Origin of the sequence: Nocardioides sp. NBC_00163 (genome assembly GCF_045206295.1) — a bacterium.
Taxonomy (GTDB): domain Bacteria; phylum Actinomycetota; class Actinomycetes; order Propionibacteriales; family Nocardioidaceae; genus Nocardioides.
The window spans coordinates 1,395,210-1,410,635 of the sequence record NZ_CP108155.1; the positions used below are offsets into that span (position 1 = coordinate 1,395,210).

Annotated in this window: 10 protein-coding genes; 3 read left to right on the top strand and 7 right to left on the bottom strand. The window is 70.4% G+C overall.

What is annotated here, in order from left to right; genetic code table 11:
• Positions 1-16 precede the first annotated feature (16 nt).
• Positions 17-961, top strand: coding sequence for a hypothetical protein (locus tag OG801_RS06730; RefSeq protein WP_406034652.1), 945 nt, complete (start codon positions 17-19; stop codon positions 959-961).
• Here the strand turns inward: OG801_RS06730 and OG801_RS06735 are convergent.
• On the bottom strand, positions 946-2,805 hold the full coding sequence (locus OG801_RS06735) for a long-chain fatty acid--CoA ligase (protein WP_355018105.1): 1,860 nt from the start codon (positions 2,803-2,805) through the stop codon (positions 946-948). The genes OG801_RS06730 and OG801_RS06735 overlap by 16 nt on opposite strands.
• 310 nt (positions 2,806-3,115) lie before the next feature.
• Between OG801_RS06735 and rpsT the strand changes: the two genes are divergently transcribed.
• Positions 3,116-3,376: a 30S ribosomal protein S20 gene (gene rpsT, locus OG801_RS06740; RefSeq protein WP_406034654.1), complete on the top strand. Its 261-nt coding sequence runs from the start codon at positions 3,116-3,118 to the stop codon at positions 3,374-3,376.
• A 212-nt stretch (positions 3,377-3,588) separates the two neighbouring features.
• Here the strand turns inward: rpsT and holA are convergent, their stop codons facing one another.
• The 5 genes from holA to leuS all read right to left on the bottom strand — a co-directional run bounded on the left by holA (position 3,589) and on the right by leuS (position 11,288).
• Positions 3,589-4,572, bottom strand: a complete 984-nt coding sequence (gene holA / locus OG801_RS06745; RefSeq protein WP_406034656.1) for a DNA polymerase III subunit delta — start codon at positions 4,570-4,572, stop codon at positions 3,589-3,591.
• 29 nt (positions 4,573-4,601) lie between these two features.
• Positions 4,602-6,890, bottom strand: a complete 2,289-nt coding sequence (locus tag OG801_RS06750) for a ComEC/Rec2 family competence protein (protein ID WP_406034658.1) — start codon at positions 6,888-6,890, stop codon at positions 4,602-4,604.
• The gene (locus OG801_RS06755; protein WP_406034659.1) at positions 6,887-7,777 is read right to left on the bottom strand and encodes a helix-hairpin-helix domain-containing protein; all 891 of its coding nucleotides are present in this window, start codon (positions 7,775-7,777) and stop codon (positions 6,887-6,889) included. The genes OG801_RS06750 and OG801_RS06755 overlap by 4 nt, the downstream gene beginning before the upstream one ends.
• A gap of 115 nt (positions 7,778-7,892) precedes the next feature.
• Complete coding sequence (locus OG801_RS06760) at positions 7,893-8,753, bottom strand: DegV family protein (protein ID WP_355018101.1); 861 nt, start codon at positions 8,751-8,753, stop codon at positions 7,893-7,895.
• A gap of 51 nt (positions 8,754-8,804) precedes the next feature.
• Positions 8,805-11,288 (bottom strand): leucine--tRNA ligase, encoded by a 2,484-nt coding sequence (gene leuS / locus OG801_RS06765; protein ID WP_406034662.1) that lies wholly within the window; start codon positions 11,286-11,288, stop codon positions 8,805-8,807.
• Positions 11,289-11,868: 580 nt separating this feature from the next.
• Here leuS and OG801_RS06770 point away from each other — a divergent pair.
• The gene (locus OG801_RS06770) at positions 11,869-14,619 is read left to right on the top strand and encodes a LuxR C-terminal-related transcriptional regulator (RefSeq protein ID WP_406034664.1); all 2,751 of its coding nucleotides are present in this window, start codon (positions 11,869-11,871) and stop codon (positions 14,617-14,619) included.
• Here OG801_RS06770 and OG801_RS06775 read toward each other — a convergent pair.
• Positions 14,616-15,419, bottom strand: coding sequence for an MBL fold metallo-hydrolase (locus OG801_RS06775; protein ID WP_406034666.1), 804 nt, complete (start codon positions 15,417-15,419; stop codon positions 14,616-14,618). The two genes, OG801_RS06770 and OG801_RS06775, sit on opposite strands and share 4 nt — an antisense overlap.
• Positions 15,420-15,426: the final 7 nt, after the last annotated feature.

Consider the following 15,426-nt stretch of genomic DNA (forward strand, 5'->3'; position numbering starts at 1 on the left):
ACACAAGGATGTGGTCGTGAGCGCGATCCCGACGAACATCCCGCACGGGCAGACCGCCCGCCGCCTGGAGTGGCCCCACCTGCCCCCGTTCCTGCGGTCCTCGATCGAGAAGCGGCTCGGCGGTGGGCCGGTGGTCTCGGCGGAGTCGCACGGGGCCGGGTTCACGCCGGGGTTCGCCTCGGTGCTGACCTGCCAGGACGGCTCAGAGCACTTCGTGAAGGCTGCCTCCGCCAAGGCGCAGCGCGACTCCGCGGCGCTCTACCGGGAGGAGGCTGCGAAGCTGAAGAAGCTCGCCGGCTGGGTCCCCGCCCCGAAACTGAGGTGGTTCGACGACGGCGAGTGGGTGGTCTTGGCCTTCGAGCACGTCGAGTCGCGGCTGCCCTCGCGGCCCTGGACTCCCTCGGACCTCGAGATCGTCTCGCAGGCGCTGGTCGAGACCGCTGCCGCGCTCACCCCGGCCCCGGGCATCGGCTGGCCGACCTTCGCCGAGGAGCACGCCTCCTACCCCGCCCTGTGGGACCGGGTCGCCGGCTACCCACACGCCGAGCGGGCGGCCGAGATCGCCGCCGGGTTCGCGGAGCACACCGCCGGTGAGACGCTGGTCCACCTGGACGTACGCGACGACACCGTCCGCATCCGCCCCGACGGTGGCGTCCTGCTGGTCGAGTGGACCTGGCCGGTCCTCGGCGCCGACTGGATCGACTCGCTCCTGCTGCTGGTCGGGCCGCGCGGTGACGGCCTCGACGCCGAGTCGTTCCTGGCCAGCCATCCGCTGCTGTCGCAGGCTGCACCGGAGGCCATCGACTCCGTCCTGGCGCTCTTCGCCGGCTACTTCCTGGCCGCAGCCGACCAGCCGGTCAAGACGACCTCGCCCCACCTCCGCAGGATGCAGCGGTGCCAGGGCGAGGTGTGTCTGGACTGGCTGGCGGAACGCCGGGCCTGGGATCAGGATCCGGCGTAGAACGCGTCGATCCGCGCCTGCTCCTTGGCCTCGACGACGTTGCGCTTGACCTTCAGCGACGGGGTCAGCTCACCGCTCTCGACGGTCAGGTCGTGCTCGAGGATCTCCCACTTCTTGATGGTCTCCCAGCGGTTGAGGCTCGCGTTGAGCTCGTCGACGTAGCCGCCGATCAGCTCACGCACCTGCGGGGAGGTGACGATCTCCTCGTAGGACTTCCCCTCCAGACCGTGGGAGGCACCCCAGGCGGTGATCGACTCGGGGTCGAGGGCGATCAGGGCGCTGACGAAGTTGCGGTTGGCACCGAAGACCAGGAACTGGCTGGTGTAGGGGCACAGCGCGGCGAACTTCGACTCGATCGCCGGCGGCGCGACGTACTTCCCGCCCGAGGTCTTGAAGAGCTCCTTGATCCGGCCGGTGATGGTGATGTAGCCCTCCTCGTCGATCGAGGCCTTGTCACCGGTGTGGTACCAGCCCTCGGCGTCGAGCGCCTTGGCGGTCTCCTCGGGCAGGTTGTGGTAGCCCGGCATCACGTGCGGGCCGCGGATGAGCAGCTCGTCGTTCTCGCCGATCTTCACCTCGCTGCCCGGGAACGCCTTGCCGACGGTGCCGAGCTTGTTCTCCGTCAGGGTGCCGACGGAGGCGCCCGCGGCGTTCTCGGTCGAGCCGTAGCCCTCCATGATGAGGATCCCCGCGGCCCGGAACCACTCGGCGATGTCGCGGTTGAGCGGGGCGGAGCCGGAGATGAAGAAACGTACGCGGCCACCGAAGCGGTCACGGACCTTGCTGAGCACCAGCTTGTCGAGCACGGCGTGCTTGAGCGCCATCGTGGTCGGCACGGACTTGCCCTCGCGCAGGAGACGGTCGCGGGCGATGCCGTTGGCGAAGGCGGCGTCGAAGAGCTTCTTCTTCACACCACCGTCGTTCTCGACCATCATCGTGATCTTGGCGTGCACCTTCTCGAAGATGCGTGGGGCGGCGCCCATGAAGGTCGGCTTCACGATTCCGAGGTTGTCGACGATCTTGTCCATCCGGCCGTCGATCGCGGTCGGGAAACCACAGGCGATCTGGATCGAGAGCAGCACCTTGCCGAAGACGTGCGACATCGGCAGCCACAGGAACTGCAGATCGTCGGGGCCGAGCACGTCGCCCTGGACCCGGACGGCCTCGCCCTCGTAGACCCAGGCGCGGTGGAGGAGGCGCACGCCCTTCGGCCGGCCAGTGGTGCCCGAGGTGTAGACCAGGGTGGCCAGGTGGTCCGGGGTGATCTTGGCCGCGGTCTCCTCGATCAGGTCCGGGTGGTCGGCGAGGTACTTGTCACCGATGGCAGCGAGGTCGTCCAGGCCGATGACCCGCTCGCCGTCTGTCTGGCCGTCGAAGGTGATCACCTTGACGATCTCGGGCAGGTCGGCCGCCCTCTCAGCGATCTTGGCGAGCTGATCGTCGTCCTCGGCGAAGACGAAGCGGCACTCGGCGTCACCGAGGATGTAGGCGGTGTCGTCGACGTTGGTCGTCGGGTAGACCGTTGTGGTGGCGCCGCCGGCGAGCATCACCGCGAGGTCGGCGATGATCCACTCGTAGCGCGTGGTCGAGGCGATGCCGACCCGCTGCTCGAGCTCGAGGCCGAGCGAGACGAGGCCCGCGGCAAGGCGGCTGGCCATGTCGCTGGCCTCCTTCCAGGTCAGCGACTTCCACTCCTCTCCGCCTGCCTCGGTCGTCGAGCCGACCACGGGATAGCGGAACGCTTCCGCGTTCGGGGTCGCCTTGACCCGGTTGAGGAAGTGAAGGGCGAAGTTCGCCGGCATCTCGTCGAGGAATGCGAGATCGATCGCGGACTGGGTCGGCATGATTCTCCTGGCCTGCAGTGTGTGCGTGGGGGGTGAACGGTGGGCGGTTAGCACGAGAGGGACCGCGCGGGGGACCCTAGACGCTGGAGCCGAGCCGCAACAGGGGGTTCCGCCGGAAATCTCGTGACCGAGATCACCACAGCCTACCCCGGAGTAGCTACGTGAGGTACGGCGATTTGAGGCCAAACGACGCGAGTCTGTAATCTTGACCGCAAGCGTGTTCGCGTAGGCCTCTCCCCTCTCATTTCCCCGAGGGGCCGGATTGAGAGCTCGCACCACCACACGTCGAAGCACTGGAGATCATTCACCCATGGCGAACATCAAGTCGCAGATCAAGCGCAACAAGCAGAACGACAAGGCGCACGAGCGCAACAAGGCCGTCAAGAGCGAGCTCAAGACGGTCATCCGCAAGTTCCACGCCGCCGCCGAGGCGGGCGAGAAGGACGCTGCGGTCGAGACCGCCAAGGTCGCCACCAAGAAGCTCGACAAGGCCGTCTCCAAGGGCGTCATCCACAAGAACCAGGCCGCTAACCGCAAGTCGGCGATCGCCAAGAAGGCTTCCTCCCTCTGAGGTAAGCCCCACCGAAGCCCCCGTCCTCCGCGACGGGGGCTTTGTTCATTTGCCGAGAAGTCACCCCCGTCGGCCGAGACGTCACTCGCGCTGGTCGAGAAGTCACGTACGTCGGCCGAGTGGGCAGCGTGATGCCATCTCGGCCGACGCACCTGACGCCTCGGCCGACCGGAGTGACGCCTCGGCCGACCGGGGCGACGGCTCAGGAGGGGTCAGCGCTGGCGGAGGGCGGCGATGGTGAGGACGAGGCGCTCGAGCGTGTACGCCGGGTCGCTGGCCGCGCCTTTGAGGTCGGCGTCGGCTCGGGCGACCGAGCGGAGGGCTTCGCCGATGCCTTCGCGGGACCAGCCGCGGGCGAGGCCGGCGATGGACTTCTGCTTCCACGGTGGGGTGCCGCTGTCGCGGATGCCGGCGACGTGGTTGGCGACTGTGCGCAGCTGGCCGGCCACGGCGGAGAGGACGTAGACCGGGGAGGAGCCGGTGTCGAGCGCCCAGCGGATCTCCTCGAGGGCCTTGACCCGGTCGCCGGAGATGATCGCGTCGGCGATCACGTAGTTCTTCACCTCGGCCCGGCCGCCGAAGTACTGCTTCACGTGATCCACGCCCAGTCGCTTCGCCTCGTTGTCGCCGGCGAGCTGGCTGGCAGCGGCCGCCAGGGAGCGGAGGTCCTGACCGACGGCCTGGATCAGGAAGTCGGCGCCCTCCTCGTCGATGCTCGCTCCGTGCAGCCGCAGCTCGGCCTTCACGAAGCTGCCGAACTCGCGCGCCTTCAGCTCGACGGACTTGTGCTCGGTCACCTTCGGGAGCTTGCGGAGCTTGGCGAGCGTGCCGCTGCCCTTCTGCCCGCCGCCGTGGACGAGGACGAGCGCGACCTCCTCGGACGGCATCCCGGCGTACTCCACCAGGCCCGCGACCGACTCGTCCGGCAGGTTCTCCAGGTTGCGCACCACGACGCAGCGGATGCTCGAGAAGAGCGAAGGTGCGCTCAGCTCGCCGAGCGTGGCCAGCGTCAGGTCGGCGGCGGTCGCCTCGGAGACCTCAGCCTCGGCGTCGTAGGCCTTCACCGCGGCCTTCGCAGCCCTGACCGTACGCTCCCCCAGGAACTCCTCCTTGCCGGTCACCAGCATCACCCGACCCAGGACGTCGGAGGCCGAGAGGTTGCCGGTGGGGCTCGGTGCGGAGGCGGTGCGTGCCATGCTCAAACCCTCCCACACGGCACCGACACTTATCGCGTCACCACGGCCGCCTCACCTCCCGACTCGACGACCGCGACCGAGCCGTCGCGGTCGGTGCGGTAGACCTTGGTGCCGCTCTCCTCGAGCCCTTGGACCGTGGCCGTGGCGGGATGGCCGTAGTCGTTGCCGGCGCCGACCGAGGTGAGCGCGACCTGCGCCCGCAGCGTACGCAGCCAGTCGAGGTCCTGATAGCGCGACCCGTGATGGGGCACCTTGAGCACGTCGATGTCGAGCTCGGCCAGGTCGTCTGCGAGCTGGTCCTGTCCCTCCGGCTCGATGTCGCCGGTCAGCAGCAGACGCAGGCCGCGGGACTCGACGAGAAGAACCACGCTCGCGTCGTTGGCGGTGGAGCCGTCCCCTGGGCCGCGGGTGTCGGACTCGCCCGTCGGCCAGAGCACCTGGATCCGCACCTCACCGATGCTGGTCGTGGCTGCGTAGGGAGCCGGAACCGGCACCACCCCGGCCGCCCCGGCGGTCTCCCCGAGGACCCGTACGCCCTCGGGCGGGTCCTGGAGCCGCGAGGTCCACAGCTCACCGACCCGCCGCCCGGCGAAGACGCCCTCGACGCCGTTGACGTGATCGGCGTGGAAGTGGGTGATCACGGCGAGCGGAACGTCCTCGATCTCGAGGCGGTCGAGACAGTCGTCGACGAGGTCCGGATCGGGGCCGGCATCCACCACGACGGCACTTCCCGTCCCGGTGCGCACCACCAGGGCATCTCCCTGTCCTACGTCGCACATCACGAGCACCCAACCCGGTGGAGGCCAACCCGGGCTCGGCAGCCGCACCAGCGCGACCGCGAGCAGCACCAGGCATCCGGCGGCCCCGGTGACCGGATGCCGCAGGATCCGTGGCGCCAGGAAGGCGATCGCGGCACAGACGACCACGAGCACCGCCAGGGCCAGCGGCCCGGTTGCCCAGCCGACCTCCGCGGTCGGCAGCCCGGCGCCGAAGCGGGCCACCGCGATGATCCAGGCGACGCACCAGGTCGCGACCGTGCCCGCGACCATGCCGAGCGGATCCCACACCAGCCCGAGCAGACCTCCCAGGAGACCGAGCACCGTCGCGGGTGCGACGGCGGGCTCGACGAGCAGGTTGGCGAGCACCGCGACGAGACTGACCTGGCCGGAGATGGCGGCGACCACCGGAGTGCAGGCCAGCTGCGCCGCTGCCGGGACCGCGATCGCCTCCGCGCACCACTGCGGCATCCAACGCCTCAGAGCGTCGCGCCATGGTGGCCCGAAGAGCAGGATGCCGGCCGTGGCCAGGACCGAGAGGGTGAACCCGATCGAGGTCGCCAGCCCGGGGTCGATCAGCAGCAGCCCGATCACCGCCGCGCCGAGCCCACGCAACGCTCGCTGGCGTCCGTTGTGCGTCATCGCCAGCAGTCCGACCGCACCCATCGCGGCGGCCCGCACCACGCTTGGCTCGGTGCGGGCGAGCACGATGAACCCGAGGATGCCGAGCACCCCGACGGCGTACAGCCCTCTTCCCCGCACCCCGGCCCAGCGGGCCACGATCAGCAGGAACCCGACCACCAGGGTCAGGTTGGTGCCGGAGACTGCGAGCAGGTGGGTGAGCCCGGTCGTGCGGAAGTCGTCCGCGAGGTCGTCGGAGAGGCCGGTGTCGTCACCGTCGACCAGCGCCGGGACCAATGCCGCCTGGTCGGGCGGCCGGTGTGCCACCGCGTCCCGGATCGAGGCACGTAGCGTCTCGGAGGCACGCCACCAGATCCCCGGACCGGCGACGACTCGAGGCGGGCCGGCGATCAGCAGCGCCGACTCCTCATGCGAGTCGCTCTTCCCCAAGCGTCCGGTCGTCGACACCGTCGCCCCCAGCGGGATGTCCGCCCAGGCGTCGCCGCCGAGCACGACCACCGGCGTACGCAGCCGGTAGACCACCCCTCGGCCCTTGATCTCCCGCACGCTGGCGCGCCGGAGCTGGTACGTCGCGTGCTGACCCGTCACCTCCTTCGGGTCGGTGGTGACGGTGGCGACCACCCGCACCTGCGCCTTGCGCGCGGCCAGGTCCGCCACCGGGTTGTCGCTGACCCGGGCGGCGTGCAGGCCCGCGACGACGGCGGTCCCGGCGACCATCAGCACCAACGCCAGCGCCGTCGGGCGGCGCATCCGAACGGCCCATCCACCGCCGATGCCGAGGACCGCGGCGAGGAGCACGAGCAGAATCACCCCCGACCGTCCGCCGGCCACCACCACCGGCCCGGCCAACGCCCCCGCCCACGCACCGGCTCCGAGAAGCGGCAGGCGCAGGTCGTTCACAACGTGACCAGCGGTGCCAGCGAGTCGTAGGTCTTCGGTCCGATCCCGTCGACCTCGAGCAGCTCGTCGACGGAGGTGAACGCGCCGTTGGTGGTGCGCCAGTCGATGATCGCCTGCGCCGTCACCGGGCCCACCCCGGGCAACGTCTCCAGCTCCTCCATGGAGGCGGCGTTGAGGCTCACTCCCGCACCCGGCGCCCCGGCGGCCGGACCACCGGAGCCGGCCGCTGCAGCGCCCACTCCCCCGTTGGGCGCACCCACAACGATCTGCTGACCGTCGCTGAGCAGAGCAGCGAGGTTGAGCCCGGCGAGCTGCTTGTGGGAGGCGCCACCGGCGGCTTCGACGGCATCCACCACCCGCGAGCCGACCGGCAGCACGACGATGCCGGGCTTGGGCACCTTGCCCTCCACGTCGACCGTCACCGTCCCGGCCGACGCCCCGCCCGACGGCACCGCGGCCGTGCTCCCGGGCGCCACCGAGGCGGTCGGCAGCGCGACCAGCGGGGAGGCCGAGGGCGAGGCCCGGGCAGCCGGCACCACCTCCGGGTCGGCGCGGATCATCCACCAGCAGGCCACCGCCAACCCGGCGACCAGCACCAGCGAGACGACGACCAGATGCCACGGACCAAGGCTCACCCGCCCGCGCAGCGGCTCGGGCAGCACCGCATCAGGCGAGATCACGACCTGACGCCGAGACGCGTGGCGTCCCGGGACCGGCACCAACGGATCCAGCTCCGCGGTGTCGGTCGCTCTCGGCCCGTCCCACCACGGCGGCTGCCAGTCCTCCTCGCCCTCGTCCTCCTCCCCCGGCGGGTCCAGCTCGGCGCGCAGCTGCTCCAGCCGCCGGGCGACGGCATCGGCGTGATCAGAGGTCGGTCGGGTCCGCATGACGCCGAAGCTATGCGCCCGCGCCGACACTTCCGAGCGCGTTCTCAGCGCCTGTGGACAACCCGATCCTCAACCGTCCCTGTGGACGGTAACCGGCCCAAGAACGGGCCCAGAATCAGAGTTTGGGCCCCACGACGACCGCCACACACCCGGGCCCGACATGCGCACCGAGCACCGCGCCCAGCACCCCGACGCGTACGTCGCCATTGATCTTGCCGCCCAGCTCGGCGCAGAGCCCCTCGGTCATCGCGGCCGCCCGGTCCGGGCTGCCCAGGTGAGCGACGACGATCTCGACGGCGTCCGCGTCCTCACCCGCCTCGACCCCGAGCGCCTGCAGCCGCGCGATCGCCCGCTCGGCCGTACGCACCCGCTCGTGCGGAACGACCCGCCCGTCCTCGATGGTGAGCAGCGGCTTGACCGCCAGCGCCGTCCCGAGCAGGGCAGCAGCGGCTCCGATCCGCCCGCCGCGGCGCAGGTACTCGAGCGTGTCGACGTAGAAGTAGGAACGAGTGGCGGCGACCCGCGCCAGCGCGGCCTCGCGCGCTTCGGCAGCGCTCCCGCCGCGCCCGGCCACCTCCGCGGCGGCCAGAACCGCGAACCCGACCCCGGGCCCGACCAGCCGTGTGTCCACGGTGATCACCGGCACCGGAGCCTCCCGCGCTGCCAGCATCGAGGACTCGCACGTCGCGCTCAGGTCCGCGGAGAGGTGGATGGAGACGATCTCCTCGAAGCCCTGCGCCGCGAGCTTTTCGTAGACCTCTGCCAAGAGTGCCGGCGAGGGCCGGGAGGTCGTCACGGTCTTGTGCGCCGCCAACGCCGCCAGCAGCGCTTCGGGCGATGTCTCCTCCACCCCGTCGTCGTACGACGTCCCATCCACGATCACCTGCAACGGCACCGATGTGATCAGCTCCGTCGCATCCCCGAGATCGGATGGAAGCATCGCGGTCGAGTCGGTCACGATCGCTACCCGGGCCATGTCAGAAGCCTACAGATCGACCCATCGCCTCGACAGCGCGAGCCGAGCCGATCAGACGACGATGTTGACGAGCTTCGGCGCGCGGACGATGACCTTGCGTACGGTCTGACCCTCGATCGCGGCCGCGATCGTCGGGTCGGCCAGCGCGGCCGCCTCCAGGTCGGCCTCGGAGATCGAGGGCGAGACCTCCAGGCGCGCACGCACCTTGCCCTTGATCTGCACGACCGCCGTCACTACGTCCTCCACGAGCAGCTCGGGCAGAGGCGTCGGCCACGCAACCCGCGCAACCGTCGGCTCGTGCCCCAGACGCTCCCACATCTCCTCGGCGGTGTAGGGCGCGACCAGCGAGAGCAGGATCGCGACCGTCTCCGCGGCCTCACGTACGGCGGGGTCGGCGGGACCGACACCGGAGTCGATCGCCTTCCGGGTCGCGTTGACCAGCTCCATCACGCGAGCCACCACGACGTTGAACCGGTAGGACTCGATCAGCTGCTCGGCCTCGGCGATGGTCTTGTGAGTCGTACGCCGCAGCGCGACGTCCCCACCGGTGACGTCGACGCCCGGGGCGGACGTCACGTCCCCGGCCAGGCGCCAGGCCCGCTGCAGGAACTTCACCGAACCCGCCGGCGAGACGTCGGCCCAGTCGATGTTGTCCTCCGGCGGGGAGGCGAAGACCAGGGTCAGCCGGGTCGCGTCGACACCGAACTCCTCCAGCACGTCCGACAGGTTCACACCGTTGCCCAGCGACTTCGACATCTTCTTGCCGCCGTTGATGACCTTGCCCTGCGACAGGTACGCCGAGAACGGCTCGTCCCAGTCGATCAGGCCGATGTCGCGCAGCGCCTTGGTGAAGAAGCGGGCGTACATCAGGTGCAGCACAGCGTGCTCGTCGCCGCCCAGGTAGAAGTCGACCGGACCCCACTCGCGAGCCAGCTCCGAGGAGAAGGCCTGGGTCTCGTCGGTCGGCGACAGGTAGCGCAGGAAGTACCACGACGAGTCCACGAAGGTGTCCATCGTGTCCGAGTCGCGCGTGGCCGGACCGCCACACTTCGGGCAGGAGACGTTGACCCACTCGGAGGCCGCCGCCAGCGGCGAGACACCCTTCGGCTTCAGGTCAGCTCCGGCCAGATCGGGCAGCTGCACCGGCAGCTGGTCGTCCGGCACCGCCACCTCACCGTCGACCGGGCAGTGCACGATCGGGATCGGCGCACCCCAGTAGCGCTGCCGCGACAGCAGCCAGTCACGCAGCCGGTAGTTGATCGTGCCCTTGCCGTGGCCCTCGGCCTCCAGCTTCTCGATGATCTTGTGGATGCCGCTCGCCTTGTCGGCGACGCCCTCCAGCTCGGGCGAGTTCACGTACGCACCGTCACCCACGGTCGCGACGTACGTCTCCTCGGGGTTCTCCGCACCCGGCACGTCCACCACGCGGCGCACCGGCAGCGAGAACGCCTTGGCGAAGTCGAGGTCGCGCTGGTCGTGGGCCGGGACGGCCATCACAGCGCCGGTGCCGTAGTCGGCCAGCACGTAGTCGGCCGCCCACACCGGGATCTGCTCGCCGTTGACGGGGTTGGTCGCGGTGACACCCAGGTCGACTCCGGTCTTGGGACGGTCGGTCGCCAGCCGGTCGATGTCGGAGGCCTTGCGTACGTCCTCCAGGTAGCCCTCCAGCGCAGCCGCCCGCTCCGGCGCCACGATCTCAGCAGCCAGATCCGCGTCTGCGGCGACGACCATGAAGGTCGCGCCGTACAGCGTGTCGGGACGCGTCGTGAAGACGGTGACCTTCTTGGTCTCACCCGAGGTCAGGGAGATCTCGAAGTCGACGTGCGCGCCCTCGGACCGGCCGATCCAGTTGCGCTGCATGTTGACGACCTTGCCGATCCAGGTGTCCTGCAGCTGGTCCAGGCCGTTGTAGAGCTCCTCGGCGTATGCCGTGGTCTTGAAGTACCACTGCGTCAGGTCACGCTTGGTGACCACCGCGCCGCAGCGCTCGCACTCGCCGTTGACGACCTGCTCGTTGGCCAGCACCGTCTGGTCGTTGGGGCACCAGTTGACCGGCGACTTCTTGCGGTAGGCCAGGCCGGCCTCGTACAGCTTCAGGAAGATCCACTGCGTCCACTTGTAGTACTCCGGGTCGGAGGTGTGCAGACGGCGCGACCAGTCGAAGGAGATGCCGTAGCGCTTGAACGACTCCGCCTGGGTCTCGATGTTTGCGTAGGTCCAGCCGGCGGGGTTCTCGTTGCGCTTGATCGCGGCGTTCTCGGCAGGCAGGCCGAAGGAGTCCCAGCCGATCGGGTTCAGGACGTCGAAGCCCTTCAGCCACCAGTAGCGGGCCAGCACGTCGTGCAGCGCGGTCACCTCGGCGTGGCCCATGTGCAGGTCACCGGACGGGTAGGGGAACATCGTGAGCGCGTAGCGCTTCTCGGCCCCCTCGCGCTGACCCGCCTTGAACGGCTCCAGCTTCTCCCAGATGGGGCGCCATTTGTCCTGCAGCTCGGTGACGTCGTACGTCGCGTGCTCGGCCTGCTCCTGCGTCATTGGTCTTTCGTCCTTGTCGAGTGTCGTGCGTCGAGACTGCTTCTGGAAGAAGCCCTACAAATGAGAAGGGCCCCTCACATGGAGGGGTAGCCGCGTGACCGGGGTGTGTCCCTCAGGGTCAGCGCGGCTGCCTAAGAAGCAGGACAGACATCTGCATGTGCCCAGGGTAGCCGACCACCGCGGCCACCGTCATTCGCGACCCGTACGCGGGCATGGACCGCCTGGGTCAGAGGGCCCGGAAAGTACGGTCCAAATCCTCTGGTCTAGTACTTTCCATAGTCCATGTGTTCCGCCCTGCAGATCGACCGACAGAAAATAGGCTCGGAGGGGCGTTCACCTATTGCGAGGGCACATCTGAGCGTGCCAGACTGGCGGCGCTCCGCTGCTCGTGATGTCGGTCGTGAATGAGGACCCCCCCATCTCATCCAAGGAACGCTCCGAGCAGCGGAGTCCAAACTTCGAAGCCTCTACGACCCGGTCGTAGGGGCTCTCGCATTCGCGGCACCGACCCGAACATCCCCCGGGTTGTCGTCCATTTGGGTCATGCGACATACCCGCCCCGGTAGCTAGCGTCGTCCTCGTGCAGAGCGCCCCCGAGCAGCAGCACCAGGCCGCCCTCGTCGGCCGAGACCCGGAGCAGGTACGCCTGGCCGCACTGCTGAGCCGTACGCGGAACGGCAAGGGCGGGTCGATCGCCGTCCTCGGCGAACCGGGCTTGGGCAAGTCCGCGCTGCTCGCCGCAGCCACCACCGGCACGAGCCTTCGGGTGGTCCGGCTCGACGGCTACGAGTCCGAGTCCGACATGGCGTTCGCCGCGGTCCAGCGGCTGGTGACGTCGCTGCACCCCGAGTGCGGAATGCTCCCGGAGCAGCAACGCCGCGCCCTGCTCGTCGCCTCGGGCGAGGCGGACGGACCGCCGCCCGACCGCTACCTGGTCGGCCTCGGGGTCCTCGGGCTGCTGGCCGCCGCGAGCAACGGGCACGGCATCGTCTGCACGATCGACGACGCCCATCTGCTCGACCCGGAGAGCCTGGACGCGCTGGCGTTCGTAGCCCGCAGGATCGCGGTCGAGCGCGTCGCGGTCGTGTTCGCCGGGCGCGACGAGGCCGGCCTGGCCGAGCATCTCGGTGGCGTGCCCCAGCTCGTGCTGGCCGGCCTGGACACCGACGCCTCCGTGCGGCTGCTGAACCGCGCGGCGGCGGAACCGCTCCCTCCGTCGGTGGCCCTGGCGATCGCCCAGGCCACCGGCGGCAACCCGCTCGCTCTGATCGATCTCGCGGGCGAGTCGCTGGTCCACGAGCTGCCGGACCTGGGCATGGCCGGCGAGCCCGTCCCCGTCGGTCGCCACCTCGAGGCGCACTACGTACGCCGCGTACGCCAGGCCGACCAGGCGGTCCAGACCTGGGCGCTGCTGGCCGCGGCGGACTCGACCGGCAACATCGACCTGCTCGCCGCCGCGGGCGCGGAGCTCGGCCTCACCCTCCACGACGCCGACCGCGCCGAGGTCGCCGGACTCGTCCAGCTCACCCCGACCGTGCGGTTCCGCCATCCCCTGGTGCGCTCGGCGGTCTACAACGCGGCCTCGGGCGTCGACCGACGCCGTGTCCACCGCGCCCTCGCGCGGGCCGCCGACCGGGCGGACCTGACCGAGGCGGAGGCGTGGCACGCGGCACGGGCCGTGGTCGGGACCGACGAGGAGGTCGCCGCCCGGCTGGACCTGACCGCGGAGCTGGCCGCTCGACGCGGCGGCCTCGTCTCGTGTGCGCGTCTTCTCGCCCGTGCCGCCGAGCTGAGCCCGCCGGGCGAGACTCGTGCCGTACGACAGGTCGGCGCCGCGGAGGCGGCGCTGGCCGTCGGCGCCACGCACCTCTCGCAGCGGCTCGTCGAAGACCTCGACGAGGAGTCCGCCGGCCCGGTCACCCGAGGCCGTGCGCTGCTCATCCGCAGCTCGCTGACGCTGCTGCGCGCCGAACGGGACGGGGTGATGAGCGGTGCGGCCGACCACCTGCGGGCCGCCGATCTCTTCCACGGGTTCGACGACGTACGCGAGCAGGACGCCCTGCTGCGGGCCTTCGACCGATGCTCGAGCGCCGACCGGCTCATGACCGGCGTGACCCAGGCCGAGCTGGGCCGGCGGATGCTCGCCGGCGCGGACCTGGACGGCCGATGGTCGGTCGTGCTGCGCGGGCTGGCCGCGTTGATCCTGGAGCCGTACGACACGGCGTACCCGAAGGTTCGCGCGGCATTCGATGCGGTGCTCGCCCTGCCCGATGACGAGATCATGTACTTCGGCAGCGTGATCGGCGGTCTTGGCGCCTACCTGTGGGATGACGAGGGCCGAGCCGCCGGCCTCGATCGCGCCGCACGGGCCGCTCGCGACCGAGGCGCCCTGCTCGTGCTCGACACGCTGCTGTGGATCATCGCCCTCTGCGAGGTCTACGGCGGCTCGCTGCACCGGGCCAGCCGCTGGGTGGAGACGCATCGAGAGGTACGGGTCGCCATGGGCTACGAGGACGCGAACGTGCCCAACGTCGCGGTGATGGCCTGGTCCGGCGAGCCACGCGAGCTGGTGGCGGCCATGGCCGACGGCGCCGGTGGGCTCGGGTTCGGCGGGGTGCAGTTCTCGGGGATCGAGGGGCTGGTCGCGCGTGACCTCGCGGACCGGCGCTACCAGGACGCGTACCAGCGCCACCGGCCGCTGGTCGACGATCCGTTCCTTCAGGTGACCCCGCTGTGGTACGCCGACTTCGTCGAGTCAGCCGTACGCTCCGGGCACCCAGACGAAGCACAGCGGGTCGCTCAGGACCTGGCGAGCCGGGCGGCGGTGAACGGCATGCCGTGGTGCGAGGGGGCAGCCGAGCGCGCGATCGCCCTGGTGAGCCCTGACGACGAGGCGGAGGCCCACTACCTCGCCTCCGTCGCGGCCCTGCACAAGACGCTGGCAGAGACCGAGCTCGGCCGGTCGTACCTTCTCTACGGCGAGTGGCTCCGCCGTGTCCGGCGCCGTCGCGAGGCGGCCGAGCAGCTCCGCCTCGCGCTTCGGCACCTGCGCCACAGCGGCGCCGAGATCTTCGTCTCACGAGCTCTCGCCGAGCTCGAGGTTCTCGGTGCCCGGACCGACGACGTCGTGAACACGGACGCCGCCCCGCCGCTGGAGCTCACCACCCAGGAGCACACGATCGCGCGCCTGGCCGCGTCCGGACGTACCAACGCCGAGATCGCCGCCAACCTGTTCATCAGCCCGAACACCGTCGACTACCACCTGCGGAAGGTCTTCCAGAAGCTCGGCATCTCCTCTCGCCGGCAGCTGGCCGACCGTCTGAACGCCTAGACCGGCAGCCGGAGCGGCACGCCCGGCGTCGGCCAGCGGAAGCGGTCCGCGATCCCAGGCGGAGCATCGGCCAGGTCGGCGATGATCCGGTCCCGCCCCTGACGGAAGTGCGACCAGCCCTCGTAGTGCACAGGCACCACCGTGACCGGGTCGAGCAGCCCGCACAGCTCGACCGCTTCCCGACCGCCCATCGTGTACGCGAGCGGCCCGGTCACCGGGAACCCGACGCGTCCGAGGTGCAGGACCGCGGTCCCGACGTCGACCCTGGTCGCGACCTCGCCGAGACCGCCGTAGAGCACCGTGTCCCCCGAGACCCAGACGGCGCCGTGCTGTTGCCCCTCCCACGTCAGGGCGAAGCCGATGACATCACCGACGATCGGCCTGCTGCCTCGGATTCCATGACGTGCAGGGGTAGCGGTGACCGTGACCGCCGGACGCCCCGGCGCCTGCAGCACCGTGGTCTGCCACGGCCGCAGGCCCCGGACTGACCGGCCCAGCCCCGACCTGGTGAGCCTGAGCGCGCCCGAGGCGGTGGTGGCCACCACCCCGACGTCCGGCAGCAGCGCCCGGCCGGCGTCGTCGAGGTTGTCGGCGTGATGGTCGTGGGTGAGGAGGACGGCGTCGATGGGGCCGATCTCGGCGGCGGGGACCGCAGGACCTGCGGTCTTCCGCGAGGACGTCCCCCAGCCGAACCGGTACGTCCGGCCGGGGGCGTCGAAGGTCGGGTCGGTCAGGATCCGCCACCCCGCCACCTCGAGGAGCGTCGTCGGTCCTCCGACATGAGTGAGGGCGAGCTCCATCGCGCGG

What these genes read in the sequence shown, in the direction of transcription:
- OG801_RS06735 (WP_355018105.1), bottom strand. Translation starts at nt 2,805, where the DNA reads ATGCCGACCCAGTCCGCGATCGATCTCGCATTCCTCGACGAGATGCCG.
- OG801_RS06775 (WP_406034666.1), bottom strand. Translation starts at nt 15,419, where the DNA reads ATGGAGCTCGCCCTCACTCATGTCGGAGGACCGACGACGCTCCTCGAG.
- holA (WP_406034656.1), bottom strand. Translation starts at nt 4,572, where the DNA reads ATGGCACGCACCGCCTCCGCACCGAGCCCCACCGGCAACCTCTCGGCC.
- OG801_RS06760 (WP_355018101.1), bottom strand. Translation starts at nt 8,753, where the DNA reads ATGGCCCGGGTAGCGATCGTGACCGACTCGACCGCGATGCTTCCATCC.
- OG801_RS06755 (WP_406034659.1), bottom strand. Translation starts at nt 7,777, where the DNA reads ATGCGGACCCGACCGACCTCTGATCACGCCGATGCCGTCGCCCGGCGG.
- rpsT (WP_406034654.1), top strand. Translation starts at nt 3,116, where the DNA reads ATGGCGAACATCAAGTCGCAGATCAAGCGCAACAAGCAGAACGACAAG.
- leuS (WP_406034662.1), bottom strand. Translation starts at nt 11,288, where the DNA reads ATGACGCAGGAGCAGGCCGAGCACGCGACGTACGACGTCACCGAGCTG.